Origin of the sequence: Marilutibacter spongiae, assembly GCF_014145325.1 — a bacterium.
In the GTDB taxonomy this organism is placed as follows: Bacteria; Pseudomonadota; Gammaproteobacteria; order Xanthomonadales; family Xanthomonadaceae; genus Marilutibacter; species Marilutibacter spongiae.
Map to the genome: position 1 here is coordinate 115,758 of NZ_JACHTF010000010.1, position 18,170 is coordinate 133,927.

The following is an 18,170-nucleotide window of genomic DNA, read 5'->3' on the forward strand; positions in this document are numbered from 1 at the left end:
GAGAGGCAGCGCCGTAGGATGGGTGGCGCGAAGCAAAACCCATCGTCCGTCGTGCGTGAAATACCGCGACGGTGGGTTTCGCCTTTGGCTCTACCCACCCTACGAGGCGGGATGAGAGGCAGACCCGTAGGATGGGTAGCGCGAAGCAAAACCCATCGTCCGTCGTGCGTGAAATCCCGCGACGGTGGGTTTCGCCTTTGGCTCTACCCACCCTACGAGGCGGGATGAGAGGCAGACCCGTAGGATGGGTGGCGCGAAGCAAAACCCATCGTCCGTCGTGCGTGAAATCCCGCGACGGTGGGTTTCGCCTTCGGCTCTACCCACCCTACGCTCCTGCGCGGACGGCCCTTTCGAGGCAAAAAAAGAGCCGGCATCGCGCCGGCTCTCTTCCTTCCTGCGACCGCGGGGCTCAGGCCCCGGCGCCGCCGCTGCGCGAGGCACCGCCGCGACGGCCGGGGCCACCGCGCTGCTTCGGCCCGGCATGGGCGTGGCGCGGTGCCGGCTTGCCGTGCGGGCGATGGCCCGGTGCGCGACGCGCGTTGTTGTTGTTGCCACCGCCGCCGCGCTTGCTGCGCGGGTTGGGGATCGCGACGTCGAGGCGGATCGGACGGCTGGGCTCGAAGCCCTCGACCTCGATCATCTCCACGTCCTTCTTGAGCACGCGCTGGATCTGCCGCAGCAGGCCACCCTCGTCGTGCGAGACCAGCGACAGCGCCTCGCCCGACGCGCCGTTGCGGCCGGTGCGACCAATGCGGTGCACGTAGTCCTCGGCGACCATCGGCAGGTCGAAGTTGATGACCAGCGGCAGGTTGGGGATGTCCAGGCCGCGCGCGGCCACGTCGGTCGCCACCAGCACGCGGGCCTTGGCCGCCTTGAAGGCGTTGAGGGCCTTCTGGCGCTGCGCCTGGCTCTTGTTGCCGTGGATCGCGACGGCCTTGATGCCGGCCTTGTCGAGCTGCTCGGCCAGGCGGTTGCAACCGTGCTTGGTGCGGCCGAACACGATCACCTGGTCGGTGTGGCGCTTGGCCAGGATGTCGATCAGCAGGTCGCGCTTGCTGTCGACGTCGACCGGATGCGCGCGGTGGGCGATGGTCTCGGCGATGGTGTTCTGCGCGGCCACCTGCACCTGCCGGGGATCACGCATGAACTCCAGCGCCAACGCCTTGATCTGCGCTTCGAAGGTCGCCGAGAACAGCAGGGTCTGGCGCTCGCGCGGCAGCTTGACGAGGATGCGCTTGATCGCCGGCAGGAAGCCCATGTCGAGCATGCGGTCGGCCTCGTCCATGACCAGCACTTCGATCGCGTCCAGGCGCACGCTGCCGCGCTCCATGTGGTCGATCAGGCGGCCGGGGGTGGCGACGAGCACGTCGACGCCACGACGCAGCGCGTCGACCTGCGGACCCATGCCGACGCCGCCGAAGATCATGCAGCTGGCGACCTGCAGGTGGCGGGCGTAGCCGCGCAGGTTCTCGTGCACCTGCACGGCCAGTTCGCGGGTAGGCACCAGCACCAGCACGCGCGGTTTGCGCGGGCCCTTGGCCGGCGTGGTCTTGGACAGGCGGTTGAGCAGCGGCAGGCTGAAGGCGGCGGTCTTGCCGGTACCGGTCTGGGCGCCGCCAAGCAGGTCGTGGCCGGCCAGGATCAGCGGGATCGCTTCGGCCTGGATCGGGGTCGGCGTGGTGTAGCCCTGTTCCGAGAGCGCACGCAGCAACGCGGGCGCAAGCCCGAGGGATTCAAAAGACATGTGGAGCTCCAATTCCTGATCCGCACCCATGGATGCGGAATCACCCGGAGCTTTCCCTGTAGCCGCGCTGCGAGTCGTTTTTTTGAACGGCACCGGATGCTCCGGGCCGTGTCGGCGCTACGAATGACGTGCGGAATACAGGCCGCGCCCCGCCCCTTGCGGGCGCCCAGCGGGATCGTGTCCCGTTGGATGTGGGGTGCGGCAGGATATAGCTGGGAAACGTACCCTTTCGGGCAGCAACCGAGCACCAGACGCCGCGCACTGTACGCGAAAGGCCCCGTCCGCGCCAGCGCGCCCGCCCGCGCCTTCGTTCAGGCAGCGCCGCCGTCGCACTCCCCGTTCAGCTTGGCGCGCCGCCGCGACGGCAGGACTGGACGCGATCGAGGACGGCGATCGCGTGCGCCAGCGCCGCGCGCTCTTCCTCGCAGAGCCCCGGGTGCCAGATGTCGAAGATCAACACCGTGCGCACCCGCTCGCCGCGATTGCACGCGCTGTGCAGGAACGAGTCGTCGAAGACCAGGAAGTCGCCATGGATCCAGTGCCGCGTCTCGCCGGCGACGGTGATCGAGCAGCCCTCGGGCAGGTCGACCGGGAGGTGGGCGGTCAACTTGATGTTCGACAGGCCATGGTGCGGGGGCAGTTCGGTCCCGGGCTTGAGACGGGAGATGAAGCACTCCGGCGCATGCGGCGGATACTGCGCCAGCGGCGCCTGCTCGAGAAAGCCGCGCGTCGCCGGCAGCCGCGCCACCAGGGCCTCGTCCCACTGTTCGCGTCGCAACAGGTGCCGTGCCGACCACTCCAGGCTGTCGGCCAGGCGTCCCCACTGCCGGTCGCCCGCGGCCCGCGCGTCGACATAAGGCTGGAACGCCACGTCTTCGCCGAGGAAGCCGAGCAGTTCCTCCCGTACCGCGGGGATCGCATCGCGCAAGGGCGCGAGCGCCGGCAGTTCAGGTGTACGGAACCAGGCCTGCGCCGGCAACGCCGGGTAATAGAGGAAGTTGGGTTGTTGCAGGGGCGATCGGAAGCGCCCGGGCCGGCGCCCGAAGAACACGTCCAGCCACAGCCGGAAGGCCGGATGCGCCGACACGCCCTGCAGGTGGCCATGCAGCGCCGCCGGCAGCGCCGCGCCAAAGGCCGGGGTGACGGCCTCGCCGCTGCGTTCCAGCGCCTCGCAGGCCTGGGCCACGGCGCGGGCCGTACGGGCCTCCCGGAGGGCCTGGATGAACTGCGTTTCGCCTGGATTCATGGCGCCATTGTCCCGTCTCCGCGGGCTTTGCGGTACCCGTCGCGTCCTTGGGCGGGCCCCGGCATGACCTTCTGCACCCTCACGGGGCGTCGAAGCGGTCTATGGTGGGCTGTCGCCCCATGGGCGTACCGGGCCCCCGGCCTGCACGCCTTGCAGGCGGCGCCGGCGGCTCGACCCGACATTCCTTCACCAGGCCGGAGCACCGTGACCGTGAAAAAACCGCAGATCCTCCTTCTCTCCCTCGCCATCGCGGCGACCGTCGCCGCCTGCGCCAAGCCCGACGAGGCCGCGCCGGCCGCCAAGACCGACGCCACTGCCTCGCAGGAAGGCGGCATCACCCTGGACGACAGCAAGCTGCCGCCGATGAACAGCTTCCTCGCCAGCGACCTGGACCCGAGCAAGGACGCCTGCACCGACTTCGGTGGCTATGTGAACGGCAAGTGGCGGACCGCCAACGAAATCCCCGGCGACCGCACGTCCTGGGGCGCCTTCGAGATGCTGGCCGAGCGTTCGCTGGCCGTGCAGCGCCAGATCGCCGAACAGGCCGCCGCCGACAGCAACGCCACCGGCGTGGAGAAGGTCATCGGCGACTTCTGGTCCACCGGCATGGACGCGGAGAAGATCAACGCCCAGGGCATCGACCCGATCAAGGGCGAGCTGGCCGAAATCGACGCGCTCGACAGCCAGGACAAGATCGCCGACTTCCTGCGCAGCAGCGCCGCCAAGGGCCAGTTCTACCTGTTCGGCTTCGGTCCTGAAGCCGACTTCAAGGACTCGACCATGAACATCGCCTACGCCGCGCAGGGCGGCCTGGGCCTGCCGGACAGCACGTACTACTCCGACCCGAAGAAGGCCGACAAGCTCCAGGCCTACCAGGCGCACGTGGCCAAGGTGCTCGAACTGGCCGGCGCCAGCGCCGAGGACGCCGCCGCGCAGGCCAAGGACGTGGTCGCGTTCGAGACCCGCCTGGCGAAGGCTTCCAAGTCCAGCGAAGAGCTCTCCCGCGACGTCTCGCTTTACTACAACCCGGTGACCCTGGCCGAGGCCGACAAGCTGACCCCGAACTTCCCGTGGACCCGCTTCTTCGAGTCGCAGGGCCTGCAGGCACCGAAGATGTTCTCGCTGGCGATCCCGGACTTCCACAAGGAAGTCGACGCCATGCTCGCCGACGTCCCCGCCGACCAGTGGCGCAGCTACCTGCGCTTCCACGCGGTCGACGGCGCGTCGCCGTACCTGTCGGACGCCTTCGTCGAGGAGAACTTCAACTTCTACAACAAGGCCCTGCGCGGCCAGAAGGAGCTCAAGGAACGCGGCAAGCGCGTGCTCGGCACCATCGAGAACGCGGCCGGCGAGGCCCTGGGCCAGCTCTACGTCGACGTGGCGTTCTCGCCCGAGTCCAAGGAGCGCATGGAGACCCTGGTGTCCAACCTCAGCGATGCGCTCAAGGGCCGCATCGAGAACCTGGACTGGATGACCGACGAGACCAAGGCCAAGGCCATGGAGAAGTGGGCCGCCTTCACCCCGAAGATCGGCTACCCGGACAAGTGGCGCGACTGGAGCGGCCTGTCGACCAGCCGCGACAGCTACATCGGCAACGTGCTCGCCGCGATGGAGTTCAACTACAAGTGGGAGCTGTCGAAGATCGGCAAGCCGGTCGACAAGACCGAATGGGGCATGAGCCCGCAAACCGTCAACGCCTATTACAACCCGTTGCAGAACGAGATCGTGTTCCCGGCCGCGATCCTGCAGCCGCCCTTCTTCGACGCGCAGGCCGACGACCCGCTCAACTATGGCGGCATCGGCGCGGTCATCGGCCATGAGATGACCCACGGCTACGACGACCAGGGCAGCCGCTTCGGGCCGAGCGGCAACTTCGAGAACTGGTGGAGCGACGCCGACGCCAAGGGCTTCTCCGGCCTGACCGACAAGCTGGTCAACCAGTTCAACGGTTACAAGGCCAACGACGACGAGCACGTCAACGGCAAGCTGACCCTGGGCGAGAACATCGCCGACCTGGGCGGCCTGGCCACGGCCTACGACGCGATGAAGAAGGCCACCGAAGGCACGCCGGACCCGATGATCGACGGCATGACCCGCGACCAGCGTTTCTTCGCCAACTGGGCCACCGTGTGGCGCCGCAACTTCACCCCCGAAGAGCTGAAGGTGCGCCTGGCCACCGACCCGCACGCACCGGCGAACTTCCGCGCGATCGGCGCGCCCTCGAACCTGCCGGCCTTCGCCGCCGCGTTCGAGTGCAAACCCGGCCAGCCGATGGTCCGCCAGGGCGACCAGCAGGTCATCATCTGGTGATCCCTGCGTCCACGTAGCACCCGCGAAGGCCCGGCATGTCCGGGCCTTCGTCTTTCTGTCTGCCGTCCAACCGGCAGGGCCATCGTGACGCAGGAGTCATCGGGGGCCTTGCTACACTCCGGCCGTCCCCCGGATGGAAGCCGACATGCCCGTACTTCGCCCGCTCAGCGGCGCCCTGGCACTCGGACTGGCAGCGGCGTTCGCGTCGCCCGCCAGCGCCGCCAAGCCGCCGGTCGCCTGCGCTGATTTCCACGGAAACACCAACGCCGACTGGCTGGCGGCGAACCCACCGCCCGCCGACCCGGGCATGGTCTCGGCGATGGGCCAGCTGGCCGCTCGCGCGCGGCAGCAGCAGATCGACCTGCTGGAGGCGGCCAAGCGGGCACCGGTGGGCAACGTGCAGACGCTGCTGGGCGACTTCTGGGCCAGTGGCATGGACGAGGCCGGCGTGGAGCGCGACGGCTCCAATCCGATCGCGCCGCTGCTGGAGCGCATCAACGCGATCCGCCGCGACAAGGACATCCCGCCCGCGATCGCCGCCCTGCACCAGGTCGGCATACCGGTGGTGTTCAACTTCAGTCCCGACGTGGACCTCAATGACCTTTCCCGGCACATCGGCTATTTCAGCCAGGGCGGGCTGGGCCTGCCCGACCCTGCCTTCTACACGCGCACCGACGCCGATACCCGCACGGTGCTGGCCCAGTACGCCAAGTACGTCGAGCAGATCCTCGTGCTCACCGGCACTCCGGCCGGCGACGCCGCCGCGGAAGCCGCCCAGGTGATCGACCTGGAGACCCGCATCGCCCGTGCCTCGCGGCCCCTGATCGAGCTCCGCGACCCCCGTCGCAACTTCGCCCCGGTGCCGGCGGCCGGCCTGGACAAGCAGTACCGCACGCTGCAGCTGGAGGACTTCATCGTCGCCCAGCAGGTCGGCGACGCCACCGTGTCGATGGCCAATCCGGCCTTGTTCGCCACCCTCGACACCCTCGTCGACGACCTCAAGCCGGCGCAATGGAAGGCCTACCTGCGGTGGCGGGTGGGCGATGCCATGGCGCCCTACCTGTCGCGCGCCTTCCGCGACGCCAGCTTCAACTTCCGCGGCCGCGTGCTGGAGGGGCGCCAGGCGCCGCCCACGCGCGAACAGCAGGTGCTCGATGCCATCAACCTGGCGGCCGGCCCGATGCTGGGACGCGAATATGCGCAGCGTTACCTTGACGCCGGCACCGAGGCGCGCGCCGAAGCCGTGGCCGCCGACATCCGCGATACGCTGGGCGCCGCCCTCGAGCGCGATCCCCGCCTGGGCGCCGCGGCCAAGGCCGAGGCCCGGGCCAAACTCGCCGCGCTGAAGATCGAGATCGGCATGCCCGACCGCGACATCGACTACACGGTGCAGCCGGTCGGACGCGGCAGTTTCGGCGGCAACATGCTGATCGCGTCGACCTGGCGGCACGGCTCGGAGATGCGCCGGATCGGCGAGGCGAACGCGTCTCGCCGCTGGAACGTGCAGCCGCAGACGCCTGCCCTGGCCTACGACATCACGCAGAACCGGCTGCTGGTGACCGCCGCGATGCTTCAGGCGCCGGTCCTGGAAACAGTGCGCGGCGAGCCCGCGCAATATGGCGCGTTCGGTGCCCTGGTGGGGCATGAACTGACCCACGGCTTCGACGCGCGTGGCCGCCTGGTCGATGCCCGCCTGGACGTGCGCGACTGGTGGGAGGCTCCCGACGCCAACGCCTGGAACGCACTGGCCTCGCGCGTGGCCAGCCAGTACGCCACCCTGCCCTATCCGGGCCTGGAGGGCGTCAAGGTCAACGGCATGCAGACGCGCGACGAGGACCTTGCCGACATCTCCGGCGTCGAGCTTGCGTGGGCGGCCTTCAACGCCCGCCATCCCGATGCCGACAAGGCCGCCCGCCAGGATTTCTTCAAGGCCTGGGCGGGCCTGTGGGCGCAATCGATGACGCCCGCCGCCGCCACTGCGATGGCCTCCACCAGCGTGCACGCACCGGGACAGTGGCGCAGCAACGGGCCGCTCGCCAACCTCGCCGACTTCGGCGAGCTCTATGGCTGCCGCGTCGGCAGCGTGATGCGCAACAAGCCCGACAACCGCATCCAGGTCTGGCCCTGACGCCGCTTGCGCCGGGCGAACTCGTGGCCGGCGCCTTGAAGCGGCCAACGAAAACGGCGCGGGAAACCGCGCCGTTTTCGTCATGGGCCTGCGATACCGTGCGCGTCAACGCACGATGCGTGGCCCCGGGGGCTTGCGCCCGCCACCGCCGAAGGGGGGCTGGCCGCGCCAGTAGCGGATCATCAACCAGCCGAACAGCATGCCGCCCAGGTGGGCGAAGTGCGCGACGCCGGGTTGCTGTCCGCTGACGCCAAGCAGCAGTTCGATCACCCCGTAGACGATCACCAGGGTGCGCGCCTTCATCGGGATCGGCGGGATCAGCAGCATCACGCGCTGGTTGGGGAACAGCATGCCGTAGGCCAACAGCAAGCCGAAGATCCCGCCCGAAGCACCGACCGTAGGGTATGGCGGCTGGCCACTGGACATCGCCCAGATGCCGACGCCGATCTGGCAGACCGCCGCACCGACGATGCAGACCAGGTAATAGTTCAGGAACCGCCGGTTGCCCCACACATGCTCCAGCGGCGCGCCGAACATCAGCAGGGCCAGCATGTTGAAGAACAGGTGCGCCATGCTCCCGTGCATGAACCCGTAGGTCAGCACCTGCCAGGGCAGGAAGCCGCCGACGCCGAAAGCGCCGTCGCTGCCGGGTGGCCACAGCATGAACGACGCGAACGTGGTTTCGGGCAGCAATTGCTGGAGCAGGAACACCAGGCCATTGGCGATCAACAAGGCCTTGGTGACGGGGGGAAGATTGGAAAACATCGCGGCTCCCGGATACGAAGCGCACATGGTACTGGCTGGCGCGTGTAGGCGCCGCCACGCGCCTCGCGCACGCCATCCGGGCCGCTCAGTCGGGCATGCCCCAGACCTGTTCGTCCAGCACCTCCTCCCGGCTGGGGCTGGCACGCACGCCCCGGACCCGGCCGTCGACGACCAGGAGGCCCTCGGCCCGCAGCCGCTGCGTCTGCTCCAGGTAGCCCGGCGAATCGACCGCCATGGCGATCCGGCCATCCGAACGCAGGACGCGGTGCCAGGGCAGCGCCGGATCGGTGTTACCGCGCAGGACCCGCGCCACCAGGCGTGCCCGCCCCGGCAGGCCGGCACGCCGGGCGACCTCGCCGTAGCCGGCGATCTGCCCGCGCGGGATCGCGCGGATCGCCGCCAGGATCCGCGATTCGTTGTCGTGCTTCACGTCGGTCTGGCCGTTCATCGCGTTAGCATACGGGTCCGATCACCGGACCTGTCCCCGCATGCGCAATTTCAGTGCCATCCTGAAGCACCTCAAGGCCGCCGGGTACCGGCTCACCGAGCATGACATCGACGTGGTCTGCATCGAACTCTCCCTGGAACAGGGTCAACGCCACCAGGCCATCTTCCTGTCCGAGCTCGACGACGACGACGGCCGCCCCTACCTCCGCGTGAGCACCGCGGTCGCCCCGATCACCACCCTGGACATGCACCGCGCCCTGGCCTTCAACTGGCACAGCCGGGTCGGCTACCTCGCCATCGGCGACATGGACGGCGTCCCGCACCTGCAACTGTGCGAGAACCGCCCCTACGAAGGCCTCGACCCGGCCGAGATCGACCGCCTGGTCCTCGAGATCGGCGGCATCGGCGATCGCATGGAACGCGCGCTCTCGGCGGGCGGGGATCTTTATTGAGGTGATTGGTGATTGGTGATTCGGGGATGGGGCATGGGGCGCCTCCGATTCCCGATTCCCGATTCCCGCGTTCCCGATTCCCGGCGCGTCAGGCCCAGCCCGTCGCGCGCAGGAACTCGAAGATCAGGTAGGCGATGCCGCCGGCGGCGGGGATGGTCAGGATCCACGCCCAGATCATCTTCTCGACCACGGTCCACTTGATCGCATTCAAGCGCTTGGCCGTGCCCACGCCCATGATCGCAGACGAGATGTTGTGCGTGGTGGAGACCGGGATACCCAGCATCGAAGCGCCGAAGATCACTGCCGAGGCGCTGGTCTCCGCCGCGAAGCCGTGGATGGGGTGCAGCTTGACCAGCTTGTGGCCCAGCGTCTTGATGATCCGCCAGCCGCCGGCCGCGGTACCGGCCGCCATCACCAGCGCGCAGGTGATCTTGATCCACAGGTCGATGTCCTGGGTCGCCATCGCGTTGTCGGACGGGTGCAGGAAGCCCAGCCAGGCCGGCAGGTCGTCGAGCGTGCCCACCGACTGCGCACTGAACAGCGTCAGCGCGATGATGCCCATGGTCTTCTGCGCATCGTTCATGCCATGGGCCAGGCCCATGCCGGCGGCGCTGACCAGCTGTGCCTTGCCGAAGAAGCTGTTGACCCAGCGCGGCCGCGCGATACGCGCCAGCCAACCGCCCGAGCGGGCCATCATGGAGATGAGGAAGAACAGCACCCCCATGACCAGGAAGCCCGCGGCGAAGCCCAGCACCGGCGAGGTGACCATGGGCACGACGACCTTCCACAGCACGCCGGCACTGCGGTAGATCGGCTCCTTGGGCTCGGACCAGATGATGGCGTCGAAGTTGTTGGAGGCCGCCGCCAGGGCGGCGCCGCAGAGGCCGCCGATCAGCGCGTGCGAGGACGAGGACGGCAGGCCCAGCCACCAGGTGATCAGGTTCCAGATGATGCCGCCCAGCAGGGCGCACAGGATCAGCTGCGAGCCCACTTCGACAACGCCGACGTCGATCAGGCCCGAGGCGATGGTCTTGGCCACCGCGGTGCCGAGCAGCGCACCGACCAGGTTCATGCTGGCCGCCAGGCCCACCGCCTGCATCGGCGACAGCACCTTGGTCGCCACGACCGTGGCGATCGAGTTGGCGGTGTCGTGGAAGCCGTTGATGTATTCGAAGATGAGCGCCGCGAGGACCACGACGATGACGAGCGTGAGCATCGCGCCGGCCCCCTCAGGAGTTCTTCAGGACGATCTGGTAGGCCACGACGCCGGCCTCGCGGCAGCGGTCGATGGCCTTCTCCAGGATCTCGAAGAACTCCTTGAGCAGGAACATCTGCAGGTGGTCGAGCTTGCCCGAGTAGATGTCGCGGTACAGCTCGAGCATGAGCCGGTCGGCGTCGTTTTCCAGCGCGCGCAGCTCGTCGCTGAGCGCCTTCATCGGCTCCAGCTTCAGCTGGCGCAGCTGCTTGACCATCTTCACCACGACGCTGGACGCCTGCTCGAGCATCGCCGCGCGCGGCGCGAAGTCGATGTGCTCCAGGTGCTGGGTCGCCAGGGCGTAGCGGTCGGCGAACTTCTCGATCTGCTTGGGGATCTTGTGCAGCGCCGAGGCCAGCGACTCGATGTCCTCGCGCTCGATGGGGGTGATGAAGCTGTCGACCAGCTCCTGGCTGAGCTTGATGGACACGTCGCGTTCGCGCTGGCGAGCCAGCTTGAAGGCGTCCAGCGCCGGCTGGCGGTCGGACTCGCGGAGCATCGCATGCAGGGCCCGGGCGCTGTCGTGGGCGACCTCGGCCGCTTCCTCGAGCAGGGTGTAGAACTGGTTGCCTTGGCCGAAAATGGTTTGCAGGGAGAACATGCGCGCTGTGCCTCGTGGTGGGGCGGTCCGGGTCCGCTCGGTTGCGGTGCGCATTATGACCGTTTCGAGACAGCCGCGCAGGCCCCGGCCCCGGCCGGCGCCCACGCGCGGCGTACAGGCCCCGCCTGCTACTATCGGCCGTTCATCGACATCCCCCGCGACTGCTTCCCGACAATGGACGACGACCCAGAACCCTCCAGTCCCGCCCGGCCCCGCCCGACGCGCATGCGACGCCTGCCCCACCCGGAGCGCCCGCCATGCTGGAACTGACGATCGTCCTGGCCCTGATCGTGCTGAACGGCTTCTTCGCGATGTCGGAAATGGCCCTGGTGACGGCACGCAAGCTCCGCCTCAAGCAGATGGCCGAGGAGCCCGGACGCGCCCGCCGCGGCGCCGGGGTCGCGCTCGGCCTGGCCGAGCACCCCGACAACCTGCTTTCGACCGTGCAGGTGGGCATCACCCTGATCGGCGTGCTCACCGGCCTGTTCGGCGGCGAGGCGATCGGCCTGATCATCGCCAGCGGCCTGGAGGGGCTCTGGCCGGGCGCCGCCGAGTACGCCCGCGCGATCGGTATCGGCACCGCCGTGGTGCTGATCACCTCCGGCCAGGTCATCTTCGGCGAGCTGATCCCCAAGCGCCTGGCCCTGACCAACCCCGAGGCGATCGCCGCCGCCGTCGCCATCCCGCTGGACGCGCTGTCGCGCCTGGCCCGCCCGGTCGTCGCCCTGCTGGGCGTGATCAACCGGGGCGTGCTGCGGCTGCTGGGCATCCGCGACGACGCCCGCAGCGAGATCAGCGAAGAGGAGATCCGCCTGCTGGTGAGCGAGAGCCACGAGCAGGGCGTGATCGATGCCGACGAGCGCAAGATGGTCTACCGCGTGCTGAGCCTGGGCGACCGCACCGCGGAGAGCCTGATGACCCCGCGCACGCGCATCACCTGGCTCGACGCCGAGGCCCCGCTGGAGGACAACATGGCGGTGATGCGCGAGACCTCGTTCTCGCGTTACCCGGTCTACAAGGACGACGACAGCGAGGTATTGGGCATACTCGAGGCCAAGTCGCTGCTGGATGGGCTGGGCCGCTCGGGCACGCCGCGCATCTTCGAGCGCCTGCGCGAAGCGCTGTTCGTCTCCGAGTCGACCCATGCCTTCAAGCTGCTGGAGATCTTCCGCGAAGAACAGCAGTCGATCGCCCTGGTGGTGGACGAATACGGCGACGTCACCGGCCTGATCACCGTCAACGACCTGCTGGGCGCGGTGATCGGCCGCCTGCAGACCGCCGAATCCGAGGACGACCACGCGCCGGTCGTGCAGCGCGCCGACGGCTCCTGGCTGCTCGACGGCAGCCTGGCCCTGGACGACCTGCGCGACCTGGTCGACGGCGCCCGCCTGCCGGTCGGCGACGAACCCGATTTCCACACCGCCGCCGGCATGGTCATCAGCCATTTCGGCCGGATCCCCCACGTGGGCGAACACGTGGACTGGGACAACTGGCGGATCGAGGTGGTCGACCTGGACGGCCCGCGCATCGACAAGCTGTTGCTGCAGGCCCTACCGGACCCGGACGCGGGCAGCGATGACACCCTCGGCTGACCCCGCGCCATCCCGCCCGCTCGAGGAAGCCGGCACCCGCGCCCTGCTCGATGCGTTCTCGGTGGGCGACCCGGACGACACGCTGCGCCTGGGCGACGTCTTCAACGGGCTGGGCAAGCGCTCGTTCGGCATGCTGCTGTTCATCGCCACCCTGCCGGCCTTCATACCGATCCCCGGCATGGGCGGCGCGATCAGCGGTCCGCTCACGATGCTGCTGGGCGCGCAGTTGCTCATCGGGCTGCGCAAGCCCTGGCTGCCCGGCTTCATCGCCCGGCGCGGCCCGACCCGGCGGCTGATGGTCCGCTTCCGCAACCTGCTCTCGCCCTGGCTGAGCCGCCTGGAGCGCGTGGTCAAGCCGCGCGCGGCCGGCGTGCTCGACCACCGGGCCGCCAGTGCCTTCACCGGACTTCTGCTCATCCTGCTCGGCCTGCTGCTGTCGCTGCCGATCCCGTTCACCAACTACCTGTTCGGCGCGCTGATGCTGCTGTTCGCCTTTGCCCTGCTCGAACGCGACGGCCGCCTGATGCTCGTCGCCTGGGCGGCCGGCGTGGTGGCGACCGGCGTGTTCGGCGGCCTCTCGGGTGGACTGGCGGCGCTGGTCGCCGACGCCCTGGGGCGGTTCGGCTTCTAGTCGCCGCGCCTACTGCTGGAGCAGGGCCAGGAACTCGTTGCCCGGCATCGGGTGGCCCAGCCAGTAACCCTGGGCCTGGTCGCAGCCGCGCTCGCGCAGCAAAGCGTACTGCCCCGCCTTCTCCACGCCCTCGGCGATCACGGTGATGCCCAGCGAGTGGGCCATCGCGATGATCGCGCTGGTCAGGGCCAGGTCGTCGGGGTCGCGGAGGATGTCGGCGATGAAGCTGCGGTCGATCTTGACGCCGTCGACGGGCACGCGGCGCAGGTGGCTCAGTCCAGAGAAGCCGGTGCCGAAGTCGTCGAGCAACACCTTCACGCCGGTCGCGCGCAGCCGCGCCAGTTCGTCGCTGACGTGCGCCTCGTCGCCGATCACCGCGGTCTCCGTCAGCTCCAGATGCAGGCGACCGGGCTCCAGGCCGGTCTCGCGCAGGCAGGCGGCCACGACGTCGGCCAGCTCGCCGCCGCTGCGCAACTGCCGCGGCGAGACATTGACCGCCACCGACAGCGGCTCGCTGCCCGGGTGCAACTGCTGCCAGCGAACGGCATCGGTACAGGCGGTATGCAGGACCTTCGGGCCAAGCACCTCGATCAGCCCGCTCTGTTCGGCGACGTCGATGAAGACCGAAGGCGCGACCTGCCCATGCTTGGGGTGGTTCCAGCGCAAGAGCGCCTCGGCACCGACCATCACACGGTCCGACAGCCGATACACCGGCTGGTATACCAGGCTCAGCTCGCCGCGCTCCCAGGCCCCGCGCAACTCGTGCTCGAGATTGACCCGGCGCTCCACCGCCAGGTCCATCGCCCGGCTGTAGAAGCGGTAGCAGTTCTTTCCGGCCACCTTCGCCTGGTACATCGCGATGTCGCCGTTCTTCATCAGCGAGGCCGCGGTCGAGGCGTCCTCGGGAAACATGGTGATGCCGATGGAGGTGCCCAGGAACACCTGCCGCTCGTGCACCAGCATCGGCTCGCCCAGGGTCTCGACCAGGGCCTCGGCCAGGCCGGTGGCGATCCCGCGCACGTCGCGTGCGTCGCGGCTGGACGCCTGCACCAGGATCACGAACTCATCGCCGCCGAACCGCGCGAGCAGCGCATTGTCGCCGCCATGGCGACCGATCGCATCGCGGATGCGCGCCGAACACTGCACCAGCACGTCGTCGCCGGCATCGTGGCCCAGGGTGTCGTTGACCCGCTTGAAGTCGTCGATGTCGGCGAAGAGCAGCGCCAGTTGCTGGCCGTCGCCGCGCATCTGCAGCAACTGCTCGTCCAGCGCCTCGCGGAAGGCCAGTCGGTTGGACAGCCCGGTCAGGGCGTCGGTGTAGGCCATGCGCCGGATGTCGCGGTCGTGGCGCGCCACGCTCTCGCTCATCCGGCTGAAGGCGCGCAGCAGTTCGCCGATCTCGTCGCGCCGGCGGCTGGTGGGCAGGTCGAGTTCGAAGCGCCCGGCCTCGATCTGGCGGGCCGAGTCGGCGAGCTGGCGGATCGGCCGGACCAGCCAGTGCTGGATCAGCCACAAAAGCAGGATCCCGATCAGGACCAGGCTGCCGGTGACCAGGCCCACCCACACCAGTTGGCGGTGCCCAAGCACCCCCAGGCGCTGCCGCATCTCGGTGACCGCGCGCTCCTGGAAGCCCTTGGCCACCTCCAGGTCGAAGCCCATCCGCACGCCGCCCAGGCGCTCCTCGCCGATCATGATCGGCATGGAAACGTCCATGACGTTGTCGTTGAACAGGGTCAGCATCGTCGTGGACGCGGTCACCTCGCTGGCGAACTCGTCGTCCATCCGCTTGCCGTAGCTGGGGATCTCCTCGCTGCCGTCGTGGATGATGGTGCCGGCGTCGTCGTAGACCAGGACGTAGCGCGCGTCGGGCTGGCGCAGGGCCGCCGCGGTGAGCTCGCCGATCGCGTCCAGGTCGAAGTAGTACAGGGGATTGGTCAGCGACTCGGCCAACTGGTTGACCATGCCCTCGCCGCGCCGGTTGAGGCTGTTGCTGACCACGCCCTGCATGGCATCGCGGGTGACGTCCACGACATCGCCCTGCATCTGCTCCTCGCGCTTGAGCATGAGGGTCATCATCAGCAGCATCACCATCAGTGCCGCGGTCATCAGCAGCAGGAACTTGGTGCGCAGCCCCCCGCTCAGCTTCATTCGACCTCCGCCCGCACCCGCTGCACGCCCTGGCCGATCCGGTTCAATGCATCCATCGACACGTCGTCGATGGGCAGGAAACGCGTGGTGCCGAAGAACTCGCGCAGCGCGTTGGATGCCTCCGGATCATTGGCCGCACCGACCAGGACTTCGCGCAGGCGGTCGCGGACCTCCGGCGCCATGTTCGGCTGGACCAGCTCCAGCGCCCGCGGGAATTCGGGCGTGTCGCCGATGACCACCAGGTCGCGCTTGAACGCGGTCGGCACCCGGTTGGGGTTGTCCCAGTCGAGGTTGCTCATGACACCGACGTCCACCAGGCGCTTGTGGACCCAGGTGGAGATGTTGAGTTCGGAGCGGGCGAACAGGTAGCCCACGGCGTCGGGACCGGCATGGTCGAGCGGCGACAGCAGCACGTCCAGGGTCATGCCGCGGTCGAGCAGCACTGCCGCCGGCACGAAATAGGCGCTCGTCGACGAGGGTCGCTGGAACGCGACGCTGTGCCCGCGGATATCGTCCAGCGATCCGATGCCGCTGTCGCGGCGCGCGAAGAAGACGCTGTGGTAGTGGCTGCTGCCGCCCCGCTCGGTCAGCAGCAGCGGACGGGCGCCGCCGCGGTCGCGCATCAGCAGCGCCATGCCCGTGGTCTCGGTGATCCAGTCGACCCGCCCGCGGCGCAGGTAACTCGCCATCTGTTGGGGGTCCTTGGCCATGAGGATCCGCCCCTCGCGGATGCCCACGTCGGCCATGCGCGGGACGACGTAGTCCAGCAGCGGCTTGAGCTGTTCGTAGTGCGACTTGGGATCGTCGCTGATCCGGCCCAGCACCAGCACGCCCGAGTCGGCGTGGTCCGCCGCGACCGAGCGCTCCCCGGCCCGCCCCACGGAGGACGCAGCCAGGACCAGCAGTATCAGGGCTCGGCAGCACAGGCGCAGGATCAAGGGCGGCGACACTCCGGCGATTTCTCCAGCCAGACTAATCCAAAGCCGGGGGTGCGGCTATCGGCGCGTGCGCCCTCGCCGCGAAGTGGGACTGCCAACACATGCCTCAGCCCTCGCCGCCCGACCGGGCCGCCAGCATGGCCATGCGTTCGACGTCGGCCAGCACGCCGCGCAGCAGGCGGACCTCCCGGCTGTCGAGGTCGGCCTTGAGGAACAGGCGACGGAACTTGCGCAGCGCCGACTCCGGCGCCCGCCCCTTGTGGAAGTCGATCGCGTCCAGGGCGTCCCCCAACTGTCCGAAGAAGCCCTCCAGCTCGGCGTGGGAGGCCGGCGGATCGCCGTCCCCCGCCGGCGCCGGACCGCCCCCGCCCGTCGCCAGCAGGGCCAGCCGCAGCTCGTAGGCCAGCACCTGGACCGCCATCGCCAGGTTGAGCGAGCTGTAGGCCGGATTGGCCGGGATATGCACCGCGGCATGGCACAGCTGGAGCTCCTCGTTGTCCAGGCCGGTGCGCTCGCGACCGAAGACCAGGGCCACCTCGCCCCCTGCCATGGCCCCTTCCAGCGCACGCGACGCCGCCTCGCGCGGCAGCAGCTCGTCCAGGGCGATACGCCGGCTCCGTGCCGTGCAGCCCAGCACCAGGCGGCAATCGGCCACCGCCTCGGCGAGGGTGGCATGGGTGGCGGCGGCGGCCAGGACGTCGTCGGCGCCGGCCGCCAGGGCCTCGGACTCGTGGTTGGGCGCCTTCTCCGGGGCCACCAGGACCAGCCGGGCCAGGCCCATGGTCTTCATGGCCCGCGCGGCGGACCCGATGTTGCCGGGATGCTGGGTGCCGACCAGGACGATGCGCAGGCGGTTGGAGATCGGTTCAGTTGTCGAATGGGTCGTCATCGCCGTCAATGGTAAACTCCGCGACCCGGCCACGCTCGTGTCGTGCCATCGCCGGGTCGCTCTTTTACCTCCTTCCAGTCCGGCCGGCGAACCGCCGCGCCCCACCTCCTTCGTCCGAGGCCGCACCGCCATGCAGAAACCCGCCGTCACCCTCATGGTCAAGGCCGCCCGTGCCGCCGGCAACGTGCTCCTGCGCCACATGCACCGCCTGGATGCGATCAACGTGGTCGAGAAGGACCGCATGGACTACGCCAGCGAAGTCGACGAAGAAGCCGAGAAGGTGGTCATCAAGGAGCTCCGGCGCGCCCACCCGGACTACGCCTTCCTGGGCGAGGAAACCGGCAGCGCGGGCAAGGGCCGCTTCACCTGGGTCATCGACCCCCTGGACGGCACCAGCAACTACCTGCGCGGCCTGCCCCACTTCTGCGTGTCGATCGCCCTGGTCGAGAACGGCGAGCCGATCCACGGCGTCATCTTCGACCCTATCCGCAACGACCTGTTCACCGTCAGCAAGGGCAGCGGCACCCAGCTCAACGGCAAGCGCGTGCGCGTGGCCGACCGCAAGACCCTGGAGGGCACCCTGCTGGTGACCGGCTTCCCGCCGCGCGAGCGCAGCCGCGCGAGCGCCCAGCTCAAGACCCTCGACAACCTGCTGCTGGAAGCCGAGGACGTCCGCCGGACCGGTTCGGCGGCCCTCGACCTGGCCTACGTCGCCTGCGGGCGCGCCGATGCCTACTTCGAGGCCGGGGTGAAGCCCTGGGACATCGCCGCCGGCGCCCTGATGGTGCGCGAGGCCGGTGGCAAGGTCTGCGATTTCAAGGGCCGTCCCACCGGCGCCATGGACGCCCGCGGCACCGCCCCGCGCGCCCTGGTCGCCGCCAACCTCAAGGTCTGCGAACTGCTGCAGAAGAAGATCGTCGACACGGGTTACGCGGCGGCATTCGATTGAAAGCCGTGATTGGTGATTGGTGATTGGTGATCAGGGTAAAAAGAGAAAGGCCGCGGAATCCGCGGCCTTTCTGCT

The 18,170-nt window shown here is 69.0% G+C and carries 14 protein-coding genes and 2 pseudogenes; 6 read left to right on the forward strand and 10 right to left on the reverse strand.

Annotated elements, in window-relative coordinates:
- Nucleotides 1-409: 409 nt before the first annotated feature.
- Complete coding sequence (locus tag H4F98_RS10510; RefSeq protein WP_182687458.1) at nt 410-1,744, reverse strand: DEAD/DEAH box helicase; 1,335 nt, start codon at nt 1,742-1,744, stop codon at nt 410-412.
- A gap of 340 nt (nt 1,745-2,084) precedes the next feature.
- Entirely contained in the window at nt 2,085-2,990 is a 906-nt protein-coding gene (locus tag H4F98_RS10515) for an aspartyl/asparaginyl beta-hydroxylase domain-containing protein (protein WP_182687461.1), read from the reverse strand.
- A 210-nt stretch (nt 2,991-3,200) separates the two neighbouring features.
- Between H4F98_RS10515 and H4F98_RS10520 the strand changes: the two genes are divergently transcribed.
- Both H4F98_RS10520 and H4F98_RS10525 read left to right on the forward strand, forming a co-directional pair.
- Nucleotides 3,201-5,300: a M13 family metallopeptidase gene (locus tag H4F98_RS10520; RefSeq protein WP_425487599.1), complete on the forward strand. Its 2,100-nt coding sequence runs from the start codon at nt 3,201-3,203 to the stop codon at nt 5,298-5,300.
- A gap of 145 nt (nt 5,301-5,445) precedes the next feature.
- Nucleotides 5,446-7,428 (forward strand): M13-type metalloendopeptidase, encoded by a 1,983-nt coding sequence (locus H4F98_RS10525; protein ID WP_182687465.1) that lies wholly within the window; start codon nt 5,446-5,448, stop codon nt 7,426-7,428.
- 105 nt (nt 7,429-7,533) lie between these two features.
- Here H4F98_RS10525 and H4F98_RS10530 read toward each other — a convergent pair whose 3' ends face one another.
- A complete protein-coding gene (locus H4F98_RS10530) occupies nt 7,534-8,193 on the reverse strand; it encodes a rhomboid family intramembrane serine protease (protein WP_182687467.1) in 660 nt (219 codons plus the stop codon).
- A gap of 85 nt (nt 8,194-8,278) precedes the next feature.
- Complete coding sequence (locus H4F98_RS10535; protein WP_182687469.1) at nt 8,279-8,641, reverse strand: MGMT family protein; 363 nt, start codon at nt 8,639-8,641, stop codon at nt 8,279-8,281.
- Between the two features lie 40 nt (nt 8,642-8,681).
- Here H4F98_RS10535 and H4F98_RS10540 point away from each other — a divergent pair, with 40 nt between their 5' ends.
- Nucleotides 8,682-9,092 carry a hypothetical protein gene (locus tag H4F98_RS10540; RefSeq protein ID WP_182687472.1) on the forward strand — a complete coding sequence of 137 codons (411 nt, stop codon included), beginning with the start codon at nt 8,682-8,684 and terminating at the stop codon, nt 9,090-9,092.
- 88 nt (nt 9,093-9,180) lie between these two features.
- Here H4F98_RS10540 and H4F98_RS10545 read toward each other — a convergent pair whose 3' ends face one another.
- On the reverse strand, nt 9,181-10,308 hold the full coding sequence (locus tag H4F98_RS10545) for an inorganic phosphate transporter (protein WP_182687474.1): 1,128 nt from the start codon (nt 10,306-10,308) through the stop codon (nt 9,181-9,183).
- A 13-nt stretch (nt 10,309-10,321) separates the two neighbouring features.
- Nucleotides 10,322-10,948, reverse strand: coding sequence for a DUF47 domain-containing protein (locus H4F98_RS10550; RefSeq protein WP_141518748.1), 627 nt, complete (start codon nt 10,946-10,948; stop codon nt 10,322-10,324).
- Nucleotides 10,949-11,205: 257 nt separating this feature from the next.
- Here H4F98_RS10550 and H4F98_RS10555 point away from each other — a divergent pair, with 257 nt between their 5' ends.
- Nucleotides 11,206-12,540 carry a hemolysin family protein gene (locus H4F98_RS10555; protein ID WP_182687476.1) on the forward strand — a complete coding sequence of 445 codons (1,335 nt, stop codon included), beginning with the start codon at nt 11,206-11,208 and terminating at the stop codon, nt 12,538-12,540.
- Complete coding sequence (locus H4F98_RS10560; RefSeq protein ID WP_182687478.1) at nt 12,524-13,171, forward strand: exopolysaccharide biosynthesis protein; 648 nt, start codon at nt 12,524-12,526, stop codon at nt 13,169-13,171. Before H4F98_RS10555 ends, H4F98_RS10560 begins: the two co-directional genes overlap by 17 nt.
- 9 nt (nt 13,172-13,180) lie before the next feature.
- Here H4F98_RS10560 and H4F98_RS17040 read toward each other — a convergent pair.
- The 4 genes and pseudogenes from H4F98_RS17040 to H4F98_RS10575 form a co-directional block, all read right to left on the reverse strand.
- Nucleotides 13,181-13,930 (reverse strand): annotated as a pseudogene (locus tag H4F98_RS17040) (putative bifunctional diguanylate cyclase/phosphodiesterase); the annotation flags it as partial.
- Between the two features lie 69 nt (nt 13,931-13,999).
- A pseudogene (locus tag H4F98_RS17045) lies at nt 14,000-15,319 on the reverse strand (diguanylate cyclase domain-containing protein); the annotation flags it as partial.
- Nucleotides 15,316-16,269: a phosphate/phosphite/phosphonate ABC transporter substrate-binding protein gene (locus H4F98_RS10570; RefSeq protein WP_425487593.1), complete on the reverse strand. Its 954-nt coding sequence runs from the start codon at nt 16,267-16,269 to the stop codon at nt 15,316-15,318. The pseudogene H4F98_RS17045 and the gene H4F98_RS10570, both read right to left, overlap by 4 nt.
- 94 nt (nt 16,270-16,363) lie before the next feature.
- A complete protein-coding gene (locus tag H4F98_RS10575) occupies nt 16,364-17,146 on the reverse strand; it encodes an RNA methyltransferase (protein ID WP_182687482.1) in 783 nt (260 codons plus the stop codon).
- A 130-nt stretch (nt 17,147-17,276) separates the two neighbouring features.
- Between H4F98_RS10575 and H4F98_RS10580 the strand changes: the two genes are divergently transcribed.
- On the forward strand, nt 17,277-18,095 hold the full coding sequence (locus tag H4F98_RS10580) for an inositol monophosphatase family protein (RefSeq protein ID WP_182687484.1): 819 nt from the start codon (nt 17,277-17,279) through the stop codon (nt 18,093-18,095).
- Nucleotides 18,096-18,170: the final 75 nt, after the last annotated feature.